Raw genomic sequence first — 24,372 nt, 5'->3', positions numbered from 1 at the left:
ATTTATTGGCATATGCTATATATACGCCAATAAATAGCATATGCCAATAATGATTTTGATTATGGTTTAAGTTTTGTGACGCGTGACATTATTTATGATGACAAGTATTTTACCTGTCATAAGGCGTGCGAGGATTAAACAAAACGATGAAGGATGGTAAATGGATTGACTTAAAAAAAATGGAAATCCTTTTCCATAAAATACCATGTTATTACATGATATGAGTCTTTGTGGTTTTCTTGGGAGCACCTACAAAGTGGCTCGAGATAATCCTTTATCTACATGATGAACTTGTTATGTTTACGACCAGTGCACGTGAGTTATTTTCCAACGACCATCCGCTTGTTTAATTAACACAAGCGTTTCCATGGTCATTGAGTCAATACTTTTACCTTTATATTCACCTTGGGCGTGACTTATTGACGTTGAAATAGCAATGTCACCCGTAATCGTTATTTGGTGTTCTTTTGGCGTTATGGTTAACCCTTTTAAGTAGGCCATATCCGCAAGCATGTGATGATTGGCATACTCCGTAAGTGAACGTTCTACTTTTCCACCTTCATAAATTTGCACATTGGCTGCTAATGACTGCCTGACAATAGCCTCGTTGCCCATTTGTAATGCAGCATGAAATTGTTTGACGACATTACCCGCGGCGGAATCAACACCGATAAACGCTTTTTGTTCTATGGGGTGAGTTTCATCACCATGGGCAAAGCTCAATGAGCTTTGTCCTGCTGACATCAGTAATATCCCGGTCGTTATGAGTATTGTTAAAGGGCTATTTTTCATTTTTATCTCTCTGTTAATGTATAGTGATTATCCAAGGCTCATAGGACCTAGCACGCTCGAAAGTACCGCTGTTGTCGCTAATATCAGTACTGCTATTAATGCTTCTAATCCAATCGATTTTTGTAGTTTTTGTTTTGCGAGTGATGTGTTCGCAATCGTTAATTTCGGTACTAAAACCAATTTATGCCATGCTGCTATAAGCAAAATGATAGCCACCAAACAGAGCTTGATGGTGACCGCAATACCATAATTGGAACAGAATAATTCAGTGGGACTATCAAACAACATCCACACCATTCCCATGCCTGAAAGCAACACTAGAATGACAATCACTATGCCTAAACGACCAAATGTATCCATGACATTTTTTATGACGATGTTGTCATAGACGTTGTCATTACTGTGGTCATCGGTGCTACATAATTTCCATAATGGATAAAAAGCGCCTATCCAACAGCCAATGATCAACACGTGTATCAATATTAAGCCTTGAGCAAGCAATCCCAGTTCAGTGCTGTGGCCAATAAAAGTAAACGTGACAGCAATTAACAGACAGCTGATAATCGCTAATACAGCTGAAAACTTTTTGATATAGCGGTTCTTATGTAACAGTAAACCACTAGCCACTAGCATTAACCCAAAGCCGATTAAGCGCCAAAGCACCGTTTGCCCTACCTGGGTTGGCCACAGAAAAGCATGCATCTGCGCATCGAATATTCCCATCAAGCCGTTTTCAGCAAAAGCCCCTACTTGAGTAAAATAATTGATACTAACGGCAATCAACCCCAACACGGCACCTAGGCCGGTATATTTTGTAACGCTAATACCAAGGTTCGGTTGACCCTTAATGAGATATTGCATCAATGTGCCGCCAATAACGGCGGCAACACTCAGATAGATAACCCATTTAGATATCAACACAGATATTTCAAATACGGTTAATATCATGTTTACTCATCCACTTATTGATGTGCAGTGTGCTCGCTAGTCTCATGCTCCATTGTCATAGGCGGTGCACTGCGAGTGTTCATGCCAGAGTCGTGAAGCATAAAGCTCATGTTGCCTTTCATCTTATGACCGTCATCACCCATGATCATCCAGTTAACCGTGTAATTAGCTGCGCTTAATGCTGGTAGAGCGAATGAAAATGCTGCTTGGCTGGTCGCACTTGAAGGTAATGTTAGCGGTACGCTTTGCTGCTTCTCATCTTGCATTGTTAATTTGACCAAACGTACCGGAGCCGTAAAGGTCATTTCAAGCGTTGTTGGGGCTTGACTTAGCATGGCACCGTTAGCGGGCATAGAACTGCCCAGTCCGACATGAGCAAATGCTGAAGCACTCAGGAATAGACTTGTTACGACTAAAACGTTGTTAAATAATTTCATGATATTTCCTTTTATATTGTTTTTAACGATCGAAAAACGGTTTACATAAATGATTAAATATTTGCTTAGCTAACATCTTGGCGCCAAGCTTATAACTCAGTGTACGAACGAGGTCTTAGAACCACGCGCTAAAACCAATAACAAACTGGGTTTCTTGTGTATCTTCCCCTTCACTTCGGGCGTAATCGGCGGTATTACCGAGCTTCTGACGCCAATCAACACCGATATAGGGTGCGAACTCTCGAACAATCTCGTATCTCAATCGCAGCCCTGCACTGACGTCAGATAAGCCTGAGCCTATTCCAAGTTCAGCATCGTCTTTACCAAATAAATTAACTTCTACTTCAGGTGTGAGTATCAATTTTTGAGTGATTAACAGTTCATATTCCGCACTCAAACGCATAGCCGTACGGCCTTGTTCACCGATGAATAAGGCCGCATCAATATCAAAGAAATATGGCGCTAACCCTTGAACCCCAATCACAGCCCAATTACGGTTCGGCGTCGGTTTGATATCGGTTTTAATACCGAATTGTACATCCCAGTATGGTGCGATGGGCTTACTGTAAAGAGCCTGAATTTCAAGGTCTTGCTTATCACTATTTGAATATTCACCTTCGGTTTTAAGCCACAACTTATTCAAATCGTAACCTAACCAGGCTTGTGCACTAAACTGGGTGGGATCTTGCGGATCGACGCCTTTTTCAAATTGATCCAGCATGACTTTTGTTAATAGAGGATCATCATTACCGCCGGCAAACACAGCTGAGCTAGTCAATGTGGCGCTCAGACTCAACAGTCCCAAGGCCATTAAATTCGTTTTATTCATCTGTATTCCCCTTATTTCACCACGACTTTTCTGAACATGCCTGGCATGTGGAATAACAAGTGGCAATGATATGCCCATTGCCCTTTTGCATCGGCGGTGACTAAGTAACTGATCTTAGAACCCGGCTGAACTAATACCGTGTGCTTACGGGGAATAAAATCAGGGTCGCCTGTCTCTAACTCACTCCACATACCATGCAAATGCATAGGGTGAGTCATCATCGTGTCGTTCACTAAGGTGATCCGCAGTCTTTCTCCGTATACAAACTCTAATGGCGCGGCGTCCATAAATTTCACCCCATTCACAGACCACATATATCGGTTCATATTGCCGGTTAAATGCAGTTGAATTTCGCGGCTAGGTTGGCGCGTGTCGTAGGTAGGATGTAAGCCTTTAATATCGCCATAAGTTAATACTTTGCGGTTAAATTGTTGTTGATGGTCACGCAATCCAATCCCTGGATCGTGTAAACCACTTTTTGGGGCATCGGCACGCATATCCACTTGTGGGCCGAACTCGGTATCAATGTGTTTAATTTCATAGTTACTGCCAAAGCCTGCAAGCCCTAGTCCTGAGACTGTCGCTTTAGCAGCGTCCATGTTCATTTTGCTGTGATCCATGCCTGACATATCACCGCCGACCATAGCCATCTTGCTGTGGTCCATGCCTGACATATCACCGCCGCCCATAGCCATCTTGCTGTGATCCATGCCTGACATATCACCGCCACCCATAGCCATCTTGCTGTGGTCCATGCCTGACATATCACCGCCGCCCATAGCCATCTTGCTATGATCCATGCCTGGCAAATCACCGCCACTCATATCCATGCCCATATCACTGTGGCCAAGGACGGGCCTTGGATCCATTGGGGGAATAGGAGCATGTAAACTGGCATCTGAGGTAAGGTTACCTACCGTAAAGCCGGTGCGGTCGATACTCTGAGCAAAAATGCAATAGGCATTATCAACCTCTGGCTCAATAACCACATCATAGGTTTCAGCAACACCTATTCGAAATTCATCCACAGAAACCGGTTGAATGTTCTGACCATCACTGGCAACAACAGTCATTTTGAGACCCGGTATACGCACATCAAATATGGTCATCGCAGAACTATTTATAAAGCGTAAGCGCACCTTCTCATCTTGTTTAAACAACCCTTGCCAGCCCTGTTGCGGTGGATTGCCATTCATTAAATAAGTGTAAGTTGAGCCGGTCACATCAGAAATGTCGCTGTCACTCATGCGTGCGTTATTCCACATCGAACGAGCGTTCCACGTATTGGTTAAGCCATTTTTATTCACGTCAGAGAAAAAATCCATTACCGTACGCTCACGGTAATTATAGTAGTCGGCTTGCTTCTTTAATTTGGCATAAATGTTTTCAGGGGCTTCGTCAGACCAATCAGACAGCATGATCACATAGTCACGGTCATATATGACCGGATCGGGGGTCGCTGGATCAATCACAATAGCGCCGAATAAACCGGTTTGTTCTTGATAGCCTGAATGACTGTGATACCAATATGTGCCACTTTGCTGGACGGTAAATTGATACTCAAATGTTTCACCGGGTTTAATGCCATCAAAGCTAAAGCCAGGCACACCGTCCATTTCGGTGGGTAAAATAATACCGTGCCAGTGAATAGAACTATCATGGTCGAGATTATTTTTTACTCTTAAGGTGACTGTTTCACCTTCTTTCCAACGTAATAACGGCGCGGGCAGTAATTGGTTTACCACAGTAGCTCGAGCAGATTTCCCGGTAAAATTAACCATTTTATAGTCAATTGATAAGTCGAACACTTTGCCAGAAAGCTGGCTCAACGATTGGCTTAACGCATTGGCAAAGGCATTTTTAGGGAAAGGGATCGACATCAATGCCAACATGGCGGATGCACCAAACACAAAACGGCGTCGGCTGTTGTTGAGTTCACTGTTTGTCGTTTGAATCATGGGTTTTATCATGTATTGCGATTTCATTGCACAGACTCCTCAAGCGAGTTCACTTGGGCGTAAACCTGGCTACTGCCATCATTTTTCAACAGTAATACTTGGTATGGCATAAATTTATCTTGGTACTCCATACCAGGGCTGCCCACAGGCATAGCGGGTACGGTTAGGCCGATAGCATCTTTAGGGGGGGTGGCTAAAAAACGACTAATGAATTTTGCAGGGATATGCCCTTCAAACACATAACCTTGAGATGACACTGCGGTATGGCAAGATTGCATTGAAGCAGGAATACCCTTTGACTGTTTAAACTCATAAAGGTTGTTAATATTGTGGGCATTAACACTAAATCCACGCTCACGAATATGCGTTAGCCATTTCTCACAACAGCCACAATTGGCATCTTTATAAACAGTGAGTAATGGCGCCGTAGTGCCGGGCTCTGCTGCATGGGCAGGTAACATCCCTCCCATAATTTGCAGAATAAAAATAGTACCTATGACACGAAAAAAACGAATAGAATTGCGATATAGAGCAGACATAATATTGCCTCCAAATCAAATTTCGTCACATTAAACAACGCGGTTTAATGTCAATTTATTAACCGAAAAGTTAAAAAGTTGAAACTACATGATTGGCTAGGACAGTTAGCAAAAAAAGGCGTAACTGTGCCTATGTTAGGCAAATATTGGAGGACGGTATAAAGATGAAAAATACTGAGGCATTAGTGCTGAGGTAAACATTGTTGCAGAATTAACTAAGCTGACTTCTGATTTAAGCGTTGGCATTGCCATCGTTAAAGCGACTGATAAACATGAGCCGACAGGACAATGGCAGGTTTGAGCACAACAATTGTCACTCTCATTGTCAGTCATATTATTCATGGCATTCTTTAGCATATTCATGTCATGACAATCATTGTTATTATCTGTCGATAATGTTGACTTTGTCATTGAGCTCATTGGCATATTAGCTGACATAATCACAGACGCAAAAGCCTGACCGACAAACGTCAGTAAGACAAACATCATGATTAAGTGGGCTTTACGCAAAATATACTCTCCAAAAATAACAGCAAACAGAATAGTGAAATGTATTATCTTAAACAAGGGTTATGTAAAATTGTTTTGCTTAGTATTGACTATAAACCTACGTGCAGCACATAGGTCAAGCAGGTTTTTATAACGATAGGGCGCTATACAAGCGCCCTATCGATTTTGACTATTGTTGCATCATTTTACTGTGTTGTTTCATGATAATAGCCATTAACTCTTCGTGATTAACTAATTTCACGTTTTCACCTTTTACGCTGTCACGGTCTAAGGTTATCATCGGTGATGCAATAAATTTCTTTGCATTAGTTGAAGAGAAAATCTCTTTGCTACGCACTTGAATATCTTCATCTTTGGTTAGATGTAGGCTCCAATATAACGCATCGGATTTAATAAAATTCGTATCGTCTGCTCCTGATGAAAACACATCATAAAACTGTAATTCTATTAGATGTTGACCAGGAGACACCTCCATTTGGGCACTATTTGATACCGATTTACCATCGATCGCGGTAAAAATTAAATAGTCAGGTAATGAAATTGTGGCAGCCATAGATACTGAGCTAGCTAAAGATAATAGTGTGATCGCAATGAATTTTTTCATAATAAACTCCGTTAACTTTTTGATACTTATAGTTTTTGATGCTTATAGTTGAAGCAACAAAAATCTTTATAAATTAATGTGGGTAACTAATAAAAATAAAGAATTAAGCTATCGGAGGTGGATTTTGGCTTACTAGAATGGTGGGAGTTGATGCCCATAAAGACGAACTCACTTTAGCACTTGTTAGTGGAGCATCGGTGAGATTTGTTGCTGATATCAAAAATGCATTCGCGACAGCATGACAATGGCTAATGCATTGACTCATATCGTTTAAACAACAGTCACCGTTAGTGTCGCAGTCACCTTGCATCATCGTTGATTGCTGCATGCTACTCGACTGCATATCTGACATAGCCATTTCATTAGACATAGCAAAACTTGGAACAAGTAATTGTCCAAGTAGTGAAATTATCATTGCTATGTTTAACAGCGTATTTCGCATTATGTCGGCCATATGATGAGTACGATTTAACATTAACAATTTAACTAGAGCGATAATCAGAGCTGAATCACATTTTAAGATTTAGCCATAGTTGAATGCCCTTTACCTTACATGTGCTATGGCAGAGTAATACCACTGTTACAATAAACCTAAGTAATAAACCTTAGTAATAAAAAATCTTAGCATTTAATGCTAGGTAAGCATTTCCATTGGGTTGAATATTGAGGTGTGAGTAAATCACGGCGCATGGCCCATTTTTGTTGTATCCCTTGTGCAGCCAAAAACACTGTATCGCGGCCGTATCGTTGGTTGATGCCGTCAAGCGTGTCCATTAAGGCATAATTAACCTTCGCGGTATTAAATAAATCAAATTGAAAATGTTTCTCGCTGGTTAAATCAACTAGGCCTACACCAATTTTGTAATAACGAACACCATTGCTAAATAATCTCGGGGCGGCGTCGGTCATGGCTTTGGTGAGTTCAATGGTGCAATTGGTTGGACATGGAAAATGGACGATAACTTTATAACTCACAGGCCGTTCGTCATGGGGCGAATTACTGGCAAATAACAACATGGTTTTACAATGTGAGCCTTGTTGACGAGCTTTACTTGCTGCGATGCCAACATGTTTACTCAATGCCTGTAATAGCGATTCAAAATCACAAATACGTTCGCCCACACTGCGGGTGGAGAAAATTTGTTTTTTATCTGCCCTAGCCTCATCCCATTGTTTACACACTTCGCCGTTAAGTTCGCGTACCGTGCGTTCAATTTCAATACTAAATTGTTTTCTGGCCAAACTGGGTGGCATAGAGGCGAGATCGTATGCGCTGCGAATATTCATCAATTCAAGCTTTTTACTGATGCGCCTGCCAATCCCCCACACCTCTTTTACGGCAAGTTGGCGTAAAATGTCATTACGTAGTTGCGCAGTGTCGATAACGCACACTCCTTGGTATCCCGGGATTTTTTTAGCGGCGTGATTGGCTATTTTAGCTAAGGTTAACGTTTGCCCCATGCCCACACAAACCGCCAGGCGGGCTTCTTTCCAAACTGCGCGACGAATTAACTGACCCTGGGTATACAGGCATTTGATAGCAGGATAACAATGTTTAAAAGACAGAAAGCTTTCATCGATGGAGTACACATGTTGTTCTGGCGCAAAACGACCTATTATTGCCATCATCTTTGCCGATAAATCGGCATACAATTCATAATTAGATGAGCACACAATGACATTGCGCTGAACGCATAATGCTTTAGCTTGAAAGTAAGGCAAAAACTTCTCAATACCCGCCTCTTTTGCTTGCCGATTAGCAGCAACAATACAGCCATCGTTATTGCTCAGCACAATAATAGGTCTGCCGCGCCAGTCAGGGCGAAAAACCTGTTCTGCACTGCAATAAAAAGCATTGGCATCGACTAAGGCAAACATTGTTACCTAACCTTTTTTGCTGATAAGCAGTGGGCTTTGACGATGACAACGAATCGAGCGAATCACCACACCTTCAATACTAAAGTCATCATAGTCGCAGATGGTCACAGGTAAATGTTGCTCATTAGACGACATCAGCATTCGCCGATGCATGTCGAGAATTTTACACACAAATTCACCATTAAAATTAGCCACTATCACGTCGCCATTTCTAGCCGTTTCATGGCGGTCGACAATCAATAAGTCACCATCATATATTCCCACGCCTTGCATCGACTCACCTTGGGCTAAGCCGATAAAAGTGGAACTTGGATGCTGGATTAATATCTCATCAAGGCTGAGGCCTAACTGAAGATACTCAGCGGCAGGTGATTCGAAACCGGTAATACCGGCACTGGCTGCAATGGGAATAACGCGCATATGACAACCTCTAATATAATATATACTGTATAAAAACACACTGTATAAATAAACAGTATATATTAGCGTTAAATTTTGTCAGCGCAAGTTTATTTGCTTTAAATCGCGACAAGCGGCAGTTATGTTCTATAGCTAACGCTTCTTCAATGTAGCAAAGCGTCAATACATCAAAGTGATAGCTTCATTATTGATGAAATAATATGTCCAAGGTCAAAATATAATCAGTAAGCTTGGTCTACACTGTTAACAGGAGCAAAAACCAAGCTAACCTGTTTATAAAACAAACGAATATACTTATTTCATATTGGCTCGGGGGTCTAGCATGACACTCGCAACATTCCATATCGACATGCACGATGATAACTGCTTACTGAACCTTGCTGGTGATTGGCAATTAGGCCAAGCACCGCTAGGCGCAGATATTTGTGCTGAGCTGCCATCCAATTGCCAATCTATCACCTTAATCACCACAGAATTATCCCACTGGGATTCAAGCCTCGCCATTGCCTTATTACAATTATCTCGCTGGTGTGAACAGCAAAAAATATCACTAGACACTCAACAAACACCTCAAGGATTGCAGCAATTACTGCAACTGGCTACCGATGTTCCTGTTTATCAACCCACTAATGATGGCGCTATTGGCGGATTGTGGCCGACCTTACGCCGAAGTCTTATTAAGCAAGGCTTACAGGTGCACGATGGATTAGTATTCGTTGGCGACTGTACCTTGGTATTAGGCCGTTGGTTGGGAGGTAAAGCGAGGACTCGTAGAAGTGATATTATTTTTTTTATCGAACAGGCGGGGCCTAAAGGACTTGCGATTGTCACCTTAATTAGCCTGCTCGTGGGAATGATTTTGGCTTATTTAGGTTCGGTACAGCTGCGTCAATTAGGCGCCCAGGTATATGTGGCTAATTTAGTGGCTATCGGAATGGTGCGTGAAATGGGCGCTCTAATGACAGGCGTTATTATGGCCGGCCGAACCGGAGCTGCTTATGCGGCGCAGTTAGGCACCATGCAGGTTAATGAAGAAATTGATGCGCTGCGAGTAATGGGCATTCCTACCATGGAGTTTCTGGTTTTACCGCGATTATTAGCATTAATTTTCATTATGCCACTAATGTGTATTTATTCAGATGTAATAGGCATGCTTGGCGGTGCGTTAGTTGCTAACGGGATGGGCGTAAGTTATACCCAGTATATTTTGCAAACCCAGGTTGCGATTGATTGGGTAGATATTTCTACCGGTTTAATCAAGAGTTTAATTTTTGGGTTTTTAATTGCGATTGCGGGTTGCCAGGCGGGACTGCTTTGCGGACGTGACTCTAATGCCGTTGGCTTAGCGACAACCCACGCTGTGGTTAAGGCCATCGTGTTTTTGGTTGTCGCCGATGCGGCGCTTAATATCTTGTACGATAAATTAGGGATCTAGCCATGGTTGATGATGCCTTTATCAGTGTACGTAATCTATCAGTCGGCTACGGCAGTACCGAGGTGCAAAAAAAACTCAACTTCGACATTAACAAGAATGATATCTTTTTTGTCATTGGCGGCAGTGGTTGTGGCAAAACAACCTTGCTGAAATCGATGGTGGGATTACTCACACCACTAAAGGGTGAAGTACTCTATCAAGGCAAAAACTTTTATGAGGCAGATGAACCCACGCAGGTAGCAATGCTCAAAGATTGGGGAATTACCTTCCAAACTGGCGCATTGTTTTCGAGCATGTCGCTTGGCGAGAATGTGGCGTTACCCATGCAGCTCTATACCGACCTTTCGGAGCGACAAATTGCCGAAGCCGTCGCCTATAAACTGGCACTTGTCGGCTTAGCGGGCTTCGAGAAATTTTATCCTGCCGAGTTAAGCGGCGGTATGCACAAACGCGCAGGATTAGCACGGGCGCTGGCATTAGACCCTCAATTGTTATTTTTTGATGAACCCTCTGCAGGTTTAGACCCTATTAGCTCGATGCGTTTAGATCAATTGATCGTGCAAATATGCCAGGCGTTAGACTCTACCGTGATCATTGTGTCCCACGAGCTGCCCAGTATATTGTCAATCGGCACTCGCTGTGTATTTCTGGATAATGAGACCAATACTATGCTCGATTGTGGTGACCCACGAGAATTAAAAATACACAGTAGCCAGCCTAGGGTTCGTCAATTTCTCAATCGTACCGAAAAATCGGAGATCTCATGAGTAAAAGCCAACGACTTCCGCTCGCGATTGGTGCCTTTATATTTGGCGCAATTATCTTAGTGTTTATTGCATTACTGTTCTTTTCCGGTGGGCGTATATTTGCAGAGAAAGCCCCTGTAGTGATGTTTTTTAACAGTTCTGTGCAAGGGTTACAGGTAGGCGCACCGGTAAAATTAAAAGGGGTCATAATAGGTGAAATAAGCGATATCAGTATCGATTTCCCCAACGACAGTAGCCAGGGTGTCACGGCTGCGGTTCATGCCGACTTATTGTTGAAACGTATCAATATAAAAGGGATCCAAGTAGGTGAAGAGTTTTTTTCTCACGCCATCGATAACGGCTTACGCGCCCAGCTGAATTATCTGAGTTTACTCACCGGACTGCTATATGTTGAGCTGGATTTCTTTCCCAACACGTCACCGGTATTTCACGGAGAAAAAGATCAATTATTAGAATTGCCGACCATCGCGACTGATTTCGAATCACTGTCGAAAGACTTGCAATCGTTAAACTTAAAAAGTTTAGTCAACAATGTCGATAATTTAGCTCAGCAGCTCAGTGACATTGCCGCCAGCGGAAAAATACAGCAAGCACTGGATAATTTTGATAATGCAGCCAAAGCAGTTAAAAGCACCGCGATTAACTTAGACAACACTCAAGCAGCATTAGGTAAAAATGGGCTTGAAGTGCTGCTAAAACTCGATAATTTACTGGTGCAATTAAATCATGATGAACCCAAGTTCGTTGAGTCGCTAAACCATAGTTTAACTGAATTACGCAGTACACTATTAAGCATTAATCAGCTTGCAAACCAAGCAGGCAACACACTCGACCAAAACTCGCCATTGTTGATAGAACTCACCAATACATTGGAAGAAATCCGCCGCACAGCTCGATCGCTACGAAGCTTGAGCGAAACCTTAGATGAACAACCTGAGGCCATCATACGTGGCAAAAAAGCCCTACCTTTAGGAGAATAATGTCATGGAAAAATATGAAGTTTGGAGCATTAACTGGGGGATCGGTTTACTGCTATTGAGTTTAGTGAGTGGCTGCCAAAGCTCTCCCGAAAAACAATACTTTGTGTTAACTACAATGCCCAGCCAAATGGTATCTGGCAGTATTGCATTAGAGCATGACATTGGTATCGGGCCAATTGACGTAGCCGAATACCTACATTTTACGCAACTGATGTATCAACTGGACGATGGTAGCCTGCAACGATTTGCCAATAGTTATTGGGCTGAACCGCTTGAGCAAGGTATCAGCCGAGTCATGAGTATCAATCTAAGCCAAGGAGATCGCCGTCGTAATCTGGTGTTATTTCCTTGGCGAGCAAACAACACTCCCCAGTACAGCATTAAAATCAAGGTTACTTCCCTCAACCGAGATGGCAATAACGCCAGACTCAATGCCAACTGGGAGCTAACAAACAATTCATTACACCAAACGTTGGCAAAACAAAATTTCATCGCGGTCACTAACGCTGGTTCGACGGCTGCGGAGTTGGTCAGCGCGTACAGCAACTTATTGACTCAGTTGGCTAAGGAAATTGAAAAATCATTACCACAAAATTCAGATTAAACACTCCAGCCAACTGTCAGCATTCTCGCGTCAGAGTTGTCGCGCCAGCGATGTTGTGCAAGCTTTGTTTTATGAGCGGTGGTGTAAATCATAAACCTAACGATTAAGCTGATTTACAGGGTATTGAGTAAACAAACTCAAACAATAGCGCTATCAATACAGATGCCAGTCCCAAGAAAAGTAACAATCAAAAATGGTTAGGTTGCTTAAACACTGGCAGCGTTAATATTACAAAGCCAAACTCACTTTTATTCCACGTTTTGGTTAATTATGCTGATGATAATCAACTGCCCTTATCTGTGCCTCTCAAATAAACAATACATCTAAATAAAATCAAACCAGCGCATATTCTGCAGCTCATTTCATTGCTTAACTCAGCATTGGTTAAATTTGCTAACAATTCGAACATTGACATTTTTTGTCAGTCTTTCAATATGGCTAGGCAAATAATTCTGTAAAAATAGACCAAGGAACACGATAACAATGAATAAATCCTTAATTGCGATTGGATTAACCACAGCACTATTAAGTGGTTGCGGCGTATCTGATACAAATAACACTAAACTTGCAACCGTGACCTCACCAGCCCCCGCTAAAGCAGAGTTAGGTACTTTTGGGGTGGATTTAGCTGCACGTAATGAAGCCGTTAAGCCTGGTGATGACTTTTTTATGTATTCAAGTGGCACTTGGTACGACAACTTTGTCATGCCTGCCGACAAAACTCGTTATGGCGCATTTAATGCTTTAGCTGAGCGCAGTGAGAATCAAGTGAAAGCCATTATCGACGATATTGCCAGCCGCAGCGACTTAACTGCCGAAGAACAATTAATTGCTGATTTTTATCATGCCTATATGGATACCGACACCATTAATAAGTTGGGTATCACGCCAATTAAAGGCACCTTAGATCAAATTGCTGCGATTAGCTCAACACAAGATTTAACCAAAGTATTCGGTGAAGCATGGCTTACTGGTGCATCATCACCTATTTGGGGTGGTATGTGGTTTAATCGCCTAGATCCAGATCAATATGAAATGACTATTGGTGCTGGTGGTTTAGGTCTGCCCGATCGCTCGTATTACCTCGAAGACAGCGAGCGTTTCGTTAACATCCGTAAAGCGTATGTCGACCATATCGCTAAAATGCTCGCCTTTGCTGGTATAAACGACGGTGCAAAACGTGCCCAAACTATTTTGGCACTCGAAACAAAAATTGCACAGGCACAATGGCCTAGAGAAAAGCGTCGTGACCGTGATTTAACCTTAAACCAACTCAAACGTGAAGAATTGGTTAAGCAATATCCTGGATTTGATTGGGATATCTATTTTGCACAAACCGGTTACCAAGTGCCGAAACTAAATATTTCGCAGCCAGAACCCGTTAAAGCAATGATTGACTTAATTAACCAACAACCACTCACTGTGTGGCAAGACTATTTAACCTTCCACACCATTAGTAATAATGCAGGGTTATTGTCAGAAGACATTTTCAATACCAATTTTGCTTTTTTTGGCAAAGAACTCACTGGGCAAGAGCAACCTCGTCCACGCTGGAAACGTGCAGTTGAAGAGATGTCAGGCACTCAATCTCTAGGTTTCGCTATTGGTAAAGTGTATGTGTCGCGTTATTTCCCTGAGTCGTCTAAGCAAAAGATGGCAGAGTTAGTTAACAATCTGCGCACAGCATTAGGTCAACGCATTGATGGTTTAGATTGGATGGGCGCAGAAACCAAGGTGAATGCTCATGCTAAGTTAGCAGCATTTAATCCAAAAATTGGTTATCCCGATGTATGGCAACAATTTGATGGCTTAACCCTCACTAAAAATGATTTAGTGGGTGATATTAAGAATCTACGCAAATACTTCCAAGCCGATAGCGTAACAAAAGAACTGGAAAAAACGGACCGTAATCGTTGGGGGATGACACCGCAAACGGTCAATGCCTATTACAACAGCTCGTTTAATGAAATTGTGTTCCCTGCGGCAATTTTACAACCGCCGTTTTTTGATCCAAACGCAGATGCTGCGGTTAACTATGGCAGTATCGGTGCCGTAATTGGTCACGAAATGGGTCATGGTTTTGATGATCAAGGTTCTAAATCAGACGCCAATGGCGTTCAGCGTAACTGGTGGACAGATGAAGATCGTGCCGCTTTTGATGCTAAAGCCGATAAACTCGCTGCGCAATACAACCAATATGAACCAATCCCTGAAAACTTTGTTAACGGACGCAACAGTCTCGGTGAAAACATTGGCGATGTAGGCGGTTTGTCAATGGCATACCATGCTTACAAATTAAGCTTGAATGGTAAAGAAGCCCCGGTGATAGATGGCGTTACTGGCGATCAACGTTTCTTTTTAGCTTGGGCTCAAGTGTGGAAAGAAAAACGTACCGAGCAAAGTATGTTAACTCAGTTACGTGCCGGCACTCATGCACCAGGTCGTTACCGTGCCCTCGCCCCGCGTAACCACGATGCTTGGTATAAAGCCTTTGATGTTAAACCAGGTGATAAGTTGTACTTGCCAGAAGATCAGCGCGTACGTATTTGGTAATTTAGTGCGTAAATAGCTGCAATAATGTGCCGCGATAGCAACAAGCATCCGACACAAAAATGCCCGTCAGTTAACTGCCGGGCATTTTTGTATCACTATCTATGCCAATTCCTAAAATAATATCAGCAAGCTTATGGTTAATAGCAGAGGCGAGTGAAGACCTAGACAAACATTCGGATTGATTAATCAGCTACTGGTAATATCGTTTGAACACTTTTCAAGTCGGTTAACAATTTTCTCTTGATAAGCTTTTACCGTAGAGAAACTGTGTATTTTCATAAATAAGTCCGAAGCAGTTTCTTTAGATGCATCCGTTAAATTAACCCCTTTATACAGTGCTGGTACCGTATTTTGTTTCATGGAATTATCTGCAAATATTAAATTTAATTTGACTACACGGGCCAACTCTTCTTGATAGAGAAAAAATTGCCTTAAATGTGTATTCTCTATTTTGGCAGTTTTGGATCTGTCTATTGTTAAAATTTCGTCAATTAGGCGGTTTAATCTACTACGAAACTCAATCGCTTCATCCATAACCTCAAGCCATTTTATTTCAGTATTTGATAACAAAGCCAAAAAATACAATGTACGTGCTTTGTTATAATTAATAAATCCTGGCCACATAACATCTTCACTAGAAATATTAAGTGCTCTATCAAACTGGTCACATGCAGATTTTAAATACATGGTCACATCTTCTATAATTGACGGAGATATAGAGCCAATACCTTTCTGTACCAAGCTAAGGCCGTTAAGTGAGAGAATATCGATATCCCCCATATTCAGGGACTCTCTAAGCAAGTGCATGCCCTTTTTGTTGTAATATAAACCAAGGTAATTGTGATAAATCGTTTTTGTGACAGGATTTCGAAGTATAGGACCACGAACATGGAGAAGATCTGCATGGATATTAAAATTACCATCAGCAACAAAATTCTGATATGAAACAACAGCTTTAAATAACTTTATTGTTTCAGTTATTTGAATTGAATTTCCCTTGCTTACCGAATGCAGTATGTCTCGTTGCCTATCTACCTCTGTTAATATCTTGTCCATGCGTTTTTTATAGAGTTTTTTATCCGTATCAGAAGCATTAAAAACAGCAGGAAATAAAACGATAAGATCAATCATATACTGTAACGTATCGGCAAAAAGTACGGCAGTACCGGATTCTTTTTTCAACTTATACTCAACTGAATCAAATAGTTCTTTGTCTAGTGTTTTTTCGTCTTTAGACTTAAATTGATTGATTAACTCAGGAAGAGAAGTTACATAGTGCTCATTATCAAGAATGTTACCTTCCATTTTGCTTATATTGTTCACACTATCGATTGATGTATACGTCCTGACAGCTATAAATAGAGCTAATAGTGCAATGCAGAAACCAACTGTCGATATTGTAAAACTCAGTAAATCTTTGCCCTCTTTAAGATAATATACCCAAACTGCAATACAAGAAGAAAACATGACGAGTATAAAAATTGTGAAATATATTATTTTTGATGTACGCATTTATCTTCCTAATATTATTAATATTTGTACGTATATATTGAACTAAAACCTAAAACAACAGAACGCGTTAGCGCGTCAATCCAAGAAGCCTTTATTTATAAAATGTCGTTCATCACACCAATATCCTTGAGGATAAATTGTACCCAATAATAGCATTTTAACTTTTCTTTGAACCATGGTCATGTACCATCTTGTAGTGGCTAAATCATTTGAATAATTTGAACGCCGTACTGTCTTACATTCAAAATCAACCAAAACAGGCTTTAAAATCAGAGTTAAGGTCATCTATTTTTAATTAAAACCAACTCATTTTTGGACAGAAATCATTTAGTAGCTTTACTTATTAGCTCCATTTGTGGGCCAATGACCTATCCAGAAAATGCATAATAATTAAACTAATTTAAATATTCATATCTGCTATCTCGAAAAAAAACAGCACTAATTTAAAAATATCGAGCTCTTTTCATCAAGCATTAACTACGTGAAAAGAGCTCTTCATATCACTACAACTGACCACCCACACCTTTAAACTTTTCAACAAAAGCGGCAATTTTCTGAAAAACCGTTTGCTTCTGGGTTCGGTACTGTGGGTTCAATGGGCTAAGTTTGGGCAGCGCCTCATTAAGTGCAGTGCCATTTTCAGAGGCGTACTCACGTTTGAGTGATGACGCAATATAGCGTTTGGCAGCATCGATATTGAGCTTTTCAGAGGCAATGATGGCATCGGCTTCGCGCTTCTGCTCCGCCTGGGCGAACTTGAAGAAAGCGTCGATAATGCTGGCTTTGTCATTGATCTCATCTAGGTTTGTCTGGTTAATAAAATCAACCACCAAGCTCTCTTTCGCTCTATTGCCAAGGCTACCGCGGATCATACGGCGGACTTCTTCAATCAAGCCTTCTTTGCTCTTGTTCTTCTTATTGTGATCAAAAATCAGTTCAAGAATGTAGTCGAGGTTGATTTCTTGCGATTTAAGCAAATCAATTTCAAAGACCACATCGTCCCAGTCTACCGTTGACTTATCTTTGTCCTGACCTTCTTTATCGCGTCGCAACCAGTCGCGGGTATCGTTGTAGGTAGAGCGATAATCTTGAATAGCGCGCTCGCTTGGCATATCGATAGCTTGCATTGCCTCGATGTCAGCATCGTCCAGATAGTACTTTGACTTGAACTCTTCAACCGCTTGTTCATCACTGGTATCTAAGCTTTGCAGCGCTTTTAATCCAGCAAACTCATCGTAGTTTTGTAAAATATTTTCTGCTTTGAGGTATTCACCAAACAGCTTGGCAAATTCCTTTTTATCTTGTTCTTTTTCAATATTTTCTGGGTTTGGAAAGCGTTCTTGCAGCTCTTTTACGATATCAACAAAACCTCGACGCGCTTGGCCAGTAGCAATATCGTTAAAACCTTCCATGTATTCTTTGTAGCTCTTCTCCAACACCACGTTTTTGGTGTTTTTGTCACCAAACAAGGTGATGGCATCAATGGTTGCCTGCTCCAAATCACGGAAGGTAACAATATTGCCAAAGGTCTTAGTTGCATCATAAATGCGGTTAGTGCGAGAAAACGCCTGCATCAAACCGTGATAGCGCAAATTCTTATCAACAAACAAGGTGTTAAGCGTAGGCGCATCAAAGCCCGTTAAAAACATACCAACCACTATGAGTAGATCTATTTCTTGATTCTTCACTCGCTGGGCAAGGTCACGGTAATAATTCTGAAAACCATTACTGTCCACGCCATAGTTAGATTTAAACATGGCGTTGTAATCGTTAATCGCGGCGCTCAAAAACTCTTTCGCGCTGCTGTTCATGGCACTGACTTCAAAGCTCTCATCTAAAATATCACCAATGGCGTCCTGCTCTTCATTGGCAGCAAATGAGAAGATAGTTGCAATGCGCAGAGGTTTACTTGTAGGTCCATTCTCAGCCTCGGCCTGCAATGTTTTGAAGGTTTCATAGTACGCTTTCGCCGCATCAACACTACTGACCGCAAACATGGCGTTAAACCCTTTAGCGCCAGAATAGGCTCGATGCGTTTTCTGGTTAAAATAGCTCAGAATATACTGCGAAATTTCACGAATGCGCATTGGATGTAAGAAGGCTTTCTTATTCTCCGCCGCACTAAGCTTCTTATCATCCTGCTCAGTCTCAATGCTCTTAAATTGCGGACGAACATCGTTATAGTCCACTTTGAACTTGAGTACTTTTTCATCACGAATGGCGTCAGTGATCACATACGTGTGCAACTGCTGACCAAACACGCTGCCCGTGGTTTCAGCACCCAAGGCATTTTCAGGGAAAATTGGCGTACCGGTAAATCCAAACTGGTAGTACTTTTTGAATTTCTTCTTCAGGTTTTTCTGCGCTTCACCAAACTGGCTTCGATGACACTCATCAAAAATAAAGACAACCTGCTTGTTGTAGATAGCTAAATCGCTTTCACTTTTGATTAAGTTATTGAGCTTTTGGATTGTGGTGACGACAATCTTGTTATCGTCTTTATCCAGGTTACTCTTAAGCCCTGCGGTACTGTCTGAACCGTTCACACTATCAGGTGAGAAGCGCTGATACTCTTTCATGGTCTGATAGTCGAGGTCTTTTCGGTCCACCACAAAAAATACTTTATCGATGCAGTCTAAATCGGTGGCCAAACGTGCCGCTTTAAAGCTGGTGAGTGTTTTTCCTGAACCCGTGGTGTGCCAAATGTAACCCCCGCTTTCAGGCTTAGCCCAGTCTTTAGCGTTAAACGCGCTCTTTATCTTCCATAAAATGCGCTCAGTGGCCGCAATCTGGTAGGGGCGCATTACAAGTAAGGTATTGCTGACGTCAAACACCGAGTAACGCAAGATCACTTCAAGTAAGGTCTCTTTCTGGAAAAAAGTCGCCGTAAAGTCTTTTAAATCCTTGATCAGCGTATTGTCTGACTTCGCCCAGTTCATCGTAAAGTCGTAGCTGTTTTTGTCGCGCTTCGTGGTATTGGCAAAATAGCGCGTGTCGGTGCCATTCGAGATCACAAACAGCTGCAAGAACTTGTACAAAGAGTTCTCAGTATTAAAGCTTTCTTTGCTGTAGCGATGTATTTGGTTAAACGCCTCACGGATTGCCACACCACGCTTTTTCAGCTCGATTTGCACCAAAGGCAAACCATTAACCAAAATCGTCACATCGTAACGGTTGGCATGGCTTCCCGTTTGCTCAAACTGCTTAATGACCTGCACTTTGTTACGAGCAATGGTCTTCTTGTCGAACAGGTAGATGTTTTCGATATGGCCATCATCAAAGACAAAATCGAAGATATAGTCGCTGTGCACCTTGCGAGTTTTATCAAGAATATTGTCGCTCGGTGTATTCAGATACTGCTCGCAAAAGCGCGCCCATTCGGCATCGGTAAACTGGACCTTATTAAGGGCTTGTAGCTGCTTGCGCACATTCGCCAGCATGGCATCGGGTGTCGTTAGCGCAGGTAAATACTCATAGCCCTGGTTGCTTAGGTCCTGAATCAGCTCACGTTCTAAATCACCTTCACTTTGAAAGCTTTCTGCGACTTGCCAATTTTTGACGTATTTATCTAACACAATAAAGTTATTGGATTCAGCAACCGTTTTATACGTTGTCATTCGTTTACATCCTTTTTTGTTCGCCGTGGTGTGTTCCAATATGGAAATAGCCACGGCGTCGCATTATTCAGTGACTTGCCAATGGCCGGTTTTATCTGAACCTACCCGAGTTAACCTGCCTTCTTTTTGTAGTTTGCTAATGGCGCGACCAATGGTTCTAACGTCTTTATTCAAGGTATCGGCGAGTTGTTGTCGGGTTAACTCGGGCGTGTTACTGAGCAATGCTAAAATAGCCTCAGGCGTTTTAAGGCCCGTTACATTGATAAGAGTATTTACAGGGGCGTTTTGACCTTCTTTTAGAGGGGCGCTTACAGAGGCGTTTTGCGCCAGCGTTTGCTGAATAACCGACAACATAAAATGAATAAACGGCGTACTGTCTGCTTGGTTATCGGCCTGCTCAAGGGCGTGATAATAGGCTTGCTGATGGTCTTTAATTACACTTTCTAGCGGCAAAGATAAAAACAACGGATGCCACTTGGACAAAATCAGCGTTTGCCATAACCGCCCCATTCGGCCGTTACCATCGGCAAAGGGGTGAATAAACTCAAATTCGTAATGAAATACACAACTGGCGATCAATGGGTGGTCTTTTGTTTGCTTGAGCCATTGGATTAAATCAGCCATTAAACCGGATACTTGATGGGCAGGCGGTGCAACATGGTGCACCACCCCACCTTTATGGATACCCACGCCTTTACTGCGAAACTCACCGGCATTCACAAGAATATCTGACAGCATTAAACCGTGAGCCGTGAGTAAATCGGAAATCTCGCTGGGTGTGAATGCAGGCAGTGCATCATAAGCGGCAATCGCGCCTTTTACCTCGGCCAGCTCGCGCACGCTGCCGAGCACGGGCTTACCCTCAACAATGGCGGTAATTTGTTCTTCAGTTAAGCTATTGCCTTCAATCGCCAGCGTACCGGTAATGGTTTTAATGCGATTTTGCTTGCGCAGTTGCGGCGAGGCATTGAGCTGGCTGGCATTTAATTCACCCACCTGCTGGCTGATTTGTGCCACCAAGTTCAAAATATCGGTGGTGATGGTAAAAGGTGGTTGATAGGCCATTAAGCTTCCTCCTTATGCTTACCTTCGTTGACAGTTATCCGGAATTTCCGGATAACTGACTCTGCTATTTCCGTTAGCGTTTTACTCATTAAGCCGCCTCATCTGAATGAGATTGAGGCCCGCCTGCCGGACTGGCAGGGAAGCTCAACAACAGGTCACGATAATACTCGTATTGCTTTTGGCGGAGTTCTATTTCGCGGGGCAGACCTTCTTTAATTGAACAGGTCAAAGAATCAAATTTATCTAAGATAGCCACAATGCGTTCTTTTTCTTTAGGCGCTGGATTTGGAATATTTATACTTTCCAAGTTCTTCTTATTCAACTTTGGTTGGGCTGCTCCAGAAATGTAAGGAGTTAGGTCGATACTGTTCAGATAGTATTCAACGTACTTCCTCTCCGCGTAAGTTTCAAATTTAAGCACGTGAGCATGATTGTTTACCCATGTTTTACCACTAATACTAAATGCTATAGGCGTATTACGGGCTAATAAATTTGCGCCATCCTCAGAGACTAATAAGTAATCACCGTCAAATATGTAATCCTTGACATAATCGACGATACCAGATGCACCGTAGTATGGAATTTCGCCAGCTTCTCTCAGACCACTGGTTATAGGCTTACGCTTTGAGTCCAGATTTTCTGCAAGGTCGCCCAACGTCTTCCACTCAACTTCACCCTCTTCAAAACTTAGCAACTGGTCGCGGTAGTAGTTGTATTGTTTTTTCCGCATGATAAGCTCGGCGGTCAGCTCGGCGGTCATGGCGGTAAATGCGTCCAGAATACGCACTATTTCAGCTTGTATTGCCAGCGATTTTTCTGGGTTATTTGGGCATGGGATGGGGACTACAAGTTTTTTTACTATTCCCGCATTAATATTGGTCTGCGAGCCAGACCCGAGTGACTTTATATATTCATATTGGCTTAATAAAAAATGAAACACATATCGGTAATTAGCTATATTCCCATCTAGTTGTATGTTCGCGCATGCTTGATTTGTGGTCATAGGAATTTTGTTAATGCCAATTTTCCCAACCGTTGCTCCATACATAGCTACAATAACGCAATTTGCAGGAATCCATTTTGCGCTTGAGTTATCAACTCCAGCTTCAGTAATTTTTACGCCAGTATCCCAGATTTCATCAAAATTAACTTCTTGAGTACGCAGCCAAGGAATATCACCATCATAAAATTCGGCAACACCTGTTTTTGGTGTACCACCAGAAGAAATCTTTACAGAAATGTCATCTAATGGTTTCCACTCAACATCTACCCCATCCAGCAGTTTCTCTAAATAGTTCAACTGACTCATGCCTCAATCTCCTCAGCCTCAATTTCCGCTACAATGGCGTCAATATCACGGCGAAGCGCATCAATTTTAGCAACGGTGGTTTTAAGCTCGGCATTAAGCTCTGTAATATCCACTAACTCGCGATTATCTTTCGCTTCTACATAACTGCTCACCGAAAGGTTGTAGCTGTTGCCTGCGATAACATCCAAATCAACGGATTTAGCAAAGTGATCTACGTTTTCTTTGTTGGCAAACACCTTGATGATCTGCTCAATGTGCTCATTGCTTAGGGTGTTGTTATTGGTTTCTTTTTTAAACAGGCCACTGGCATCAATAAACTGGGTGGTGGTGTCGGTTTTGTGTTTAGACAGCACTAAGATATTCACCGCAATGGTGGTGCCAAAAAACAGGTTTGGTGCCAATGAAATCACGGTTTCAACGTAGTTATTATCTACAAGGTATTGACGAATTTTTTGCTCAACACCACCACGGTAAAAAATACCGGGGAAGCAAACAATGGCTGCGCGGCCTTTGCTTGATAGGTAACTCAGTGCATGCAGCACAAAGGCAAAGTCGGCTTTTGATTTGGGCGCAAGTACACCTGCGGGCGCAAAGCGGTCATCGTTGATTAGGGTTGGGTCGTCACTGCCAATCCATTTCACCGAATAAGGCGGGTTAGAGACAATGGCATCAAAGGGTTTGTCATCTAAAAAGTGTGGTTCGGTTAAGGTATCACCCAACTGAATATTAAACTTGTCATAGTTAATGTTGTGCAAAAACATATTCATACGCGCCAAGTTGTAGGTGGTGTGGTTGAGCTCTTGACCAAAAAATCCATCCTCAATGATATGCGCATCAAAGTGCTTTTTGGCTTGTAACAGCAACGAGCCCGAACCCGCCGCAGGGTCATAGATTTTATTGACACTGGTTTGGCCGTGCATGGCGAGCTGTGCGATCAATTTTGAAACGTGCTGAGGGGTAAAAAATTCGCCACCGGATTTACCCGCATTAGCGGCATAGTTTGAAATCAGGAACTCGTAAGCATCACCGAATAAGTCAATTTGATTATTTTCAAAACCGCCTTCAAAATTACCGAAGGTTAAACCTGCCACGCCTTTTAACACAGCGGCTAGGCGTTTGTTTTTTGCCTCTACCGTATTACCCAGACGATTACTGGTGGTATCAAAATCCGCAAACAAGCCTTTGATGTCTTTTTCTGAATCATAGCCATTGGCTGAGTTTTCAATTGCAGCAAAAATAGTAGCTAAATCGGTATTTAAGTTTTCGTTTTTGTGTGCATTGGCAGCAACATTACTAAACAACTGGCTAGGAAGAATAAAATAGCCTTTTGTACGAATGGCATCATCTTTTGCCGCTATGATATTTTCATCACTGTCGTCCATGGCAGCATAATTAACGCTTTCATCACCGCCAGTAATGTAAAGCTCAAAGTTCTCACTGATAAACCGATAGAACAGCGTACCCAATACATATTGCTTAAAATCCCAGCCATCCACTGAGCCTCGCACATCGTTGGCAATCGCCCATATTTGGCGTTGAAGTTCGGCACGTTGTTGTAAACTTGTCATTATTAGAATTCCTGATCGTTCTAAATTGCACTTTATGAGGGCAACCT

The 24,372-nt window shown here is 42.2% G+C and carries 21 protein-coding genes; 5 read left to right on the top strand and 16 right to left on the bottom strand.

The genetic code is table 11. The features are described 5' to 3' along the window. Nucleotides 1-300: 300 nt before the first annotated feature. The 11 genes from SFRI_RS10150 to SFRI_RS10100 all read right to left on the bottom strand — a co-directional run bounded on the left by SFRI_RS10150 (nucleotide 301) and on the right by SFRI_RS10100 (nucleotide 8,915). Nucleotides 301-792: a YybH family protein gene (locus tag SFRI_RS10150; RefSeq protein WP_243638346.1), complete on the bottom strand. Its 492-nt coding sequence runs from the start codon at nucleotides 790-792 to the stop codon at nucleotides 301-303. A 27-nt stretch (nucleotides 793-819) separates the two neighbouring features. Continuing rightward, on the bottom strand, nucleotides 820-1,740 hold the full coding sequence (locus SFRI_RS10145; protein ID WP_011637433.1) for a copper resistance D family protein: 921 nt from the start codon (nucleotides 1,738-1,740) through the stop codon (nucleotides 820-822). A gap of 14 nt (nucleotides 1,741-1,754) precedes the next feature. Next, nucleotides 1,755-2,177 carry a copper resistance CopC family protein gene (locus SFRI_RS10140; protein WP_011637432.1) on the bottom strand — a complete coding sequence of 141 codons (423 nt, stop codon included), beginning with the start codon at nucleotides 2,175-2,177 and terminating at the stop codon, nucleotides 1,755-1,757. A gap of 115 nt (nucleotides 2,178-2,292) precedes the next feature. Next, nucleotides 2,293-3,006: a copper resistance protein B gene (locus SFRI_RS10135; protein ID WP_011637431.1), complete on the bottom strand. Its 714-nt coding sequence runs from the start codon at nucleotides 3,004-3,006 to the stop codon at nucleotides 2,293-2,295. Nucleotides 3,007-3,017: 11 nt separating this feature from the next. Further along, the gene (locus SFRI_RS10130; RefSeq protein ID WP_011637430.1) at nucleotides 3,018-4,991 is read right to left on the bottom strand and encodes a copper resistance system multicopper oxidase; all 1,974 of its coding nucleotides are present in this window, start codon (nucleotides 4,989-4,991) and stop codon (nucleotides 3,018-3,020) included. Beyond that, nucleotides 4,988-5,503: a DUF411 domain-containing protein gene (locus SFRI_RS10125; RefSeq protein ID WP_011637429.1), complete on the bottom strand. Its 516-nt coding sequence runs from the start codon at nucleotides 5,501-5,503 to the stop codon at nucleotides 4,988-4,990. Before SFRI_RS10125 ends, SFRI_RS10130 begins: the two co-directional genes overlap by 4 nt. A gap of 135 nt (nucleotides 5,504-5,638) precedes the next feature. Next, nucleotides 5,639-6,013, bottom strand: a complete 375-nt coding sequence (locus SFRI_RS10120) for a hypothetical protein (protein ID WP_244262869.1) — start codon at nucleotides 6,011-6,013, stop codon at nucleotides 5,639-5,641. A 169-nt stretch (nucleotides 6,014-6,182) separates the two neighbouring features. After that, on the bottom strand, nucleotides 6,183-6,617 hold the full coding sequence (locus SFRI_RS10115) for a DUF2057 family protein (RefSeq protein ID WP_011637427.1): 435 nt from the start codon (nucleotides 6,615-6,617) through the stop codon (nucleotides 6,183-6,185). 103 nt (nucleotides 6,618-6,720) lie between these two features. Continuing rightward, nucleotides 6,721-7,032, bottom strand: a complete 312-nt coding sequence (locus SFRI_RS10110; RefSeq protein WP_244262868.1) for a hypothetical protein — start codon at nucleotides 7,030-7,032, stop codon at nucleotides 6,721-6,723. Between the two features lie 206 nt (nucleotides 7,033-7,238). Further along, a complete protein-coding gene (locus tag SFRI_RS10105; RefSeq protein WP_011637425.1) occupies nucleotides 7,239-8,495 on the bottom strand; it encodes a Y-family DNA polymerase in 1,257 nt (418 codons plus the stop codon). Between the two features lie 6 nt (nucleotides 8,496-8,501). Continuing rightward, nucleotides 8,502-8,915 (bottom strand): LexA family protein, encoded by a 414-nt coding sequence (locus SFRI_RS10100; RefSeq protein WP_011637424.1) that lies wholly within the window; start codon nucleotides 8,913-8,915, stop codon nucleotides 8,502-8,504. 322 nt (nucleotides 8,916-9,237) lie between these two features. On the opposite strand from SFRI_RS10100, the gene SFRI_RS10095 reads away from it, so the two are divergent. From SFRI_RS10095 to SFRI_RS10075, 5 genes are all read left to right on the top strand, one after another. Next, on the top strand, nucleotides 9,238-10,350 hold the full coding sequence (locus tag SFRI_RS10095) for an MlaE family ABC transporter permease (protein WP_011637423.1): 1,113 nt from the start codon (nucleotides 9,238-9,240) through the stop codon (nucleotides 10,348-10,350). Nucleotides 10,351-10,352: 2 nt separating this feature from the next. Further along, the gene (locus SFRI_RS10090) at nucleotides 10,353-11,117 is read left to right on the top strand and encodes an ABC transporter ATP-binding protein (RefSeq protein WP_011637422.1); all 765 of its coding nucleotides are present in this window, start codon (nucleotides 10,353-10,355) and stop codon (nucleotides 11,115-11,117) included. Further along, nucleotides 11,114-12,097 carry an MlaD family protein gene (locus SFRI_RS10085; protein WP_011637421.1) on the top strand — a complete coding sequence of 328 codons (984 nt, stop codon included), beginning with the start codon at nucleotides 11,114-11,116 and terminating at the stop codon, nucleotides 12,095-12,097. The genes SFRI_RS10090 and SFRI_RS10085 overlap by 4 nt, the downstream gene beginning before the upstream one ends. 4 nt (nucleotides 12,098-12,101) lie before the next feature. Then, nucleotides 12,102-12,701, top strand: a complete 600-nt coding sequence (locus tag SFRI_RS10080; RefSeq protein WP_011637420.1) for a PqiC family protein — start codon at nucleotides 12,102-12,104, stop codon at nucleotides 12,699-12,701. A 483-nt stretch (nucleotides 12,702-13,184) separates the two neighbouring features. Then, nucleotides 13,185-15,254, top strand: a complete 2,070-nt coding sequence (locus tag SFRI_RS10075; RefSeq protein ID WP_011637419.1) for a M13 family metallopeptidase — start codon at nucleotides 13,185-13,187, stop codon at nucleotides 15,252-15,254. A 186-nt stretch (nucleotides 15,255-15,440) separates the two neighbouring features. Here SFRI_RS10075 and SFRI_RS10070 read toward each other — a convergent pair whose 3' ends face one another. The 5 genes from SFRI_RS10070 to SFRI_RS10050 form a co-directional block, all read right to left on the bottom strand. Continuing rightward, nucleotides 15,441-16,766: a hypothetical protein gene (locus tag SFRI_RS10070; RefSeq protein WP_011637418.1), complete on the bottom strand. Its 1,326-nt coding sequence runs from the start codon at nucleotides 16,764-16,766 to the stop codon at nucleotides 15,441-15,443. Between the two features lie 503 nt (nucleotides 16,767-17,269). Continuing rightward, nucleotides 17,270-20,383, bottom strand: coding sequence for an HsdR family type I site-specific deoxyribonuclease (locus tag SFRI_RS10065; protein WP_011637417.1), 3,114 nt, complete (start codon nucleotides 20,381-20,383; stop codon nucleotides 17,270-17,272). A 63-nt stretch (nucleotides 20,384-20,446) separates the two neighbouring features. Continuing rightward, nucleotides 20,447-21,448: a Fic family protein gene (locus SFRI_RS10060; RefSeq protein WP_011637416.1), complete on the bottom strand. Its 1,002-nt coding sequence runs from the start codon at nucleotides 21,446-21,448 to the stop codon at nucleotides 20,447-20,449. 88 nt (nucleotides 21,449-21,536) lie between these two features. Continuing rightward, nucleotides 21,537-22,757, bottom strand: coding sequence for a restriction endonuclease subunit S (locus SFRI_RS10055; protein ID WP_011637415.1), 1,221 nt, complete (start codon nucleotides 22,755-22,757; stop codon nucleotides 21,537-21,539). Beyond that, nucleotides 22,754-24,325, bottom strand: coding sequence for a type I restriction-modification system subunit M (locus tag SFRI_RS10050; protein ID WP_011637414.1), 1,572 nt, complete (start codon nucleotides 24,323-24,325; stop codon nucleotides 22,754-22,756). Before SFRI_RS10050 ends, SFRI_RS10055 begins: the two co-directional genes overlap by 4 nt. Nucleotides 24,326-24,372: the final 47 nt, after the last annotated feature.

This window comes from Shewanella frigidimarina NCIMB 400, assembly GCF_000014705.1.
GTDB classification, from domain to species: Bacteria; Pseudomonadota; Gammaproteobacteria; order Enterobacterales; family Shewanellaceae; genus Shewanella; species Shewanella frigidimarina.
This window is presented reverse-complemented; position numbering and strand designations above follow the sequence as displayed.

Bases quoted from the DNA above. Each gene is read 5' to 3' on its own strand.
- SFRI_RS10135 (WP_011637431.1), bottom strand. From the start codon at position 3,006: ATGAATAAAACGAATTTAATGGCCTTGGGACTGTTGAGTCTGAGCGCC.
- SFRI_RS10125 (WP_011637429.1), bottom strand. From the start codon at position 5,503: ATGTCTGCTCTATATCGCAATTCTATTCGTTTTTTTCGTGTCATAGGT.
- SFRI_RS10055 (WP_011637415.1), bottom strand. From the start codon at position 22,757: ATGAGTCAGTTGAACTATTTAGAGAAACTGCTGGATGGGGTAGATGTT.
- SFRI_RS10110 (WP_244262868.1), bottom strand. From the start codon at position 7,032: ATGATAATTTCACTACTTGGACAATTACTTGTTCCAAGTTTTGCTATG.
- SFRI_RS10075 (WP_011637419.1), top strand. From the start codon at position 13,185: ATGAATAAATCCTTAATTGCGATTGGATTAACCACAGCACTATTAAGT.
- SFRI_RS10050 (WP_011637414.1), bottom strand. From the start codon at position 24,325: ATGACAAGTTTACAACAACGTGCCGAACTTCAACGCCAAATATGGGCG.
- SFRI_RS10065 (WP_011637417.1), bottom strand. From the start codon at position 20,383: ATGACAACGTATAAAACGGTTGCTGAATCCAATAACTTTATTGTGTTA.
- SFRI_RS10090 (WP_011637422.1), top strand. From the start codon at position 10,353: ATGGTTGATGATGCCTTTATCAGTGTACGTAATCTATCAGTCGGCTAC.
- SFRI_RS10140 (WP_011637432.1), bottom strand. From the start codon at position 2,177: ATGAAATTATTTAACAACGTTTTAGTCGTAACAAGTCTATTCCTGAGT.
- SFRI_RS10060 (WP_011637416.1), bottom strand. From the start codon at position 21,448: ATGGCCTATCAACCACCTTTTACCATCACCACCGATATTTTGAACTTG.
- SFRI_RS10095 (WP_011637423.1), top strand. From the start codon at position 9,238: ATGACACTCGCAACATTCCATATCGACATGCACGATGATAACTGCTTA.
- SFRI_RS10145 (WP_011637433.1), bottom strand. From the start codon at position 1,740: ATGATATTAACCGTATTTGAAATATCTGTGTTGATATCTAAATGGGTT.
- SFRI_RS10130 (WP_011637430.1), bottom strand. From the start codon at position 4,991: ATGAAATCGCAATACATGATAAAACCCATGATTCAAACGACAAACAGT.
- SFRI_RS10085 (WP_011637421.1), top strand. From the start codon at position 11,114: ATGAGTAAAAGCCAACGACTTCCGCTCGCGATTGGTGCCTTTATATTT.
- SFRI_RS10115 (WP_011637427.1), bottom strand. From the start codon at position 6,617: ATGAAAAAATTCATTGCGATCACACTATTATCTTTAGCTAGCTCAGTA.
- SFRI_RS10100 (WP_011637424.1), bottom strand. From the start codon at position 8,915: ATGCGCGTTATTCCCATTGCAGCCAGTGCCGGTATTACCGGTTTCGAA.
- SFRI_RS10105 (WP_011637425.1), bottom strand. From the start codon at position 8,495: ATGTTTGCCTTAGTCGATGCCAATGCTTTTTATTGCAGTGCAGAACAG.
- SFRI_RS10070 (WP_011637418.1), bottom strand. From the start codon at position 16,766: ATGCGTACATCAAAAATAATATATTTCACAATTTTTATACTCGTCATG.
- SFRI_RS10150 (WP_243638346.1), bottom strand. From the start codon at position 792: ATGAAAAATAGCCCTTTAACAATACTCATAACGACCGGGATATTACTG.
- SFRI_RS10080 (WP_011637420.1), top strand. From the start codon at position 12,102: ATGGAAAAATATGAAGTTTGGAGCATTAACTGGGGGATCGGTTTACTG.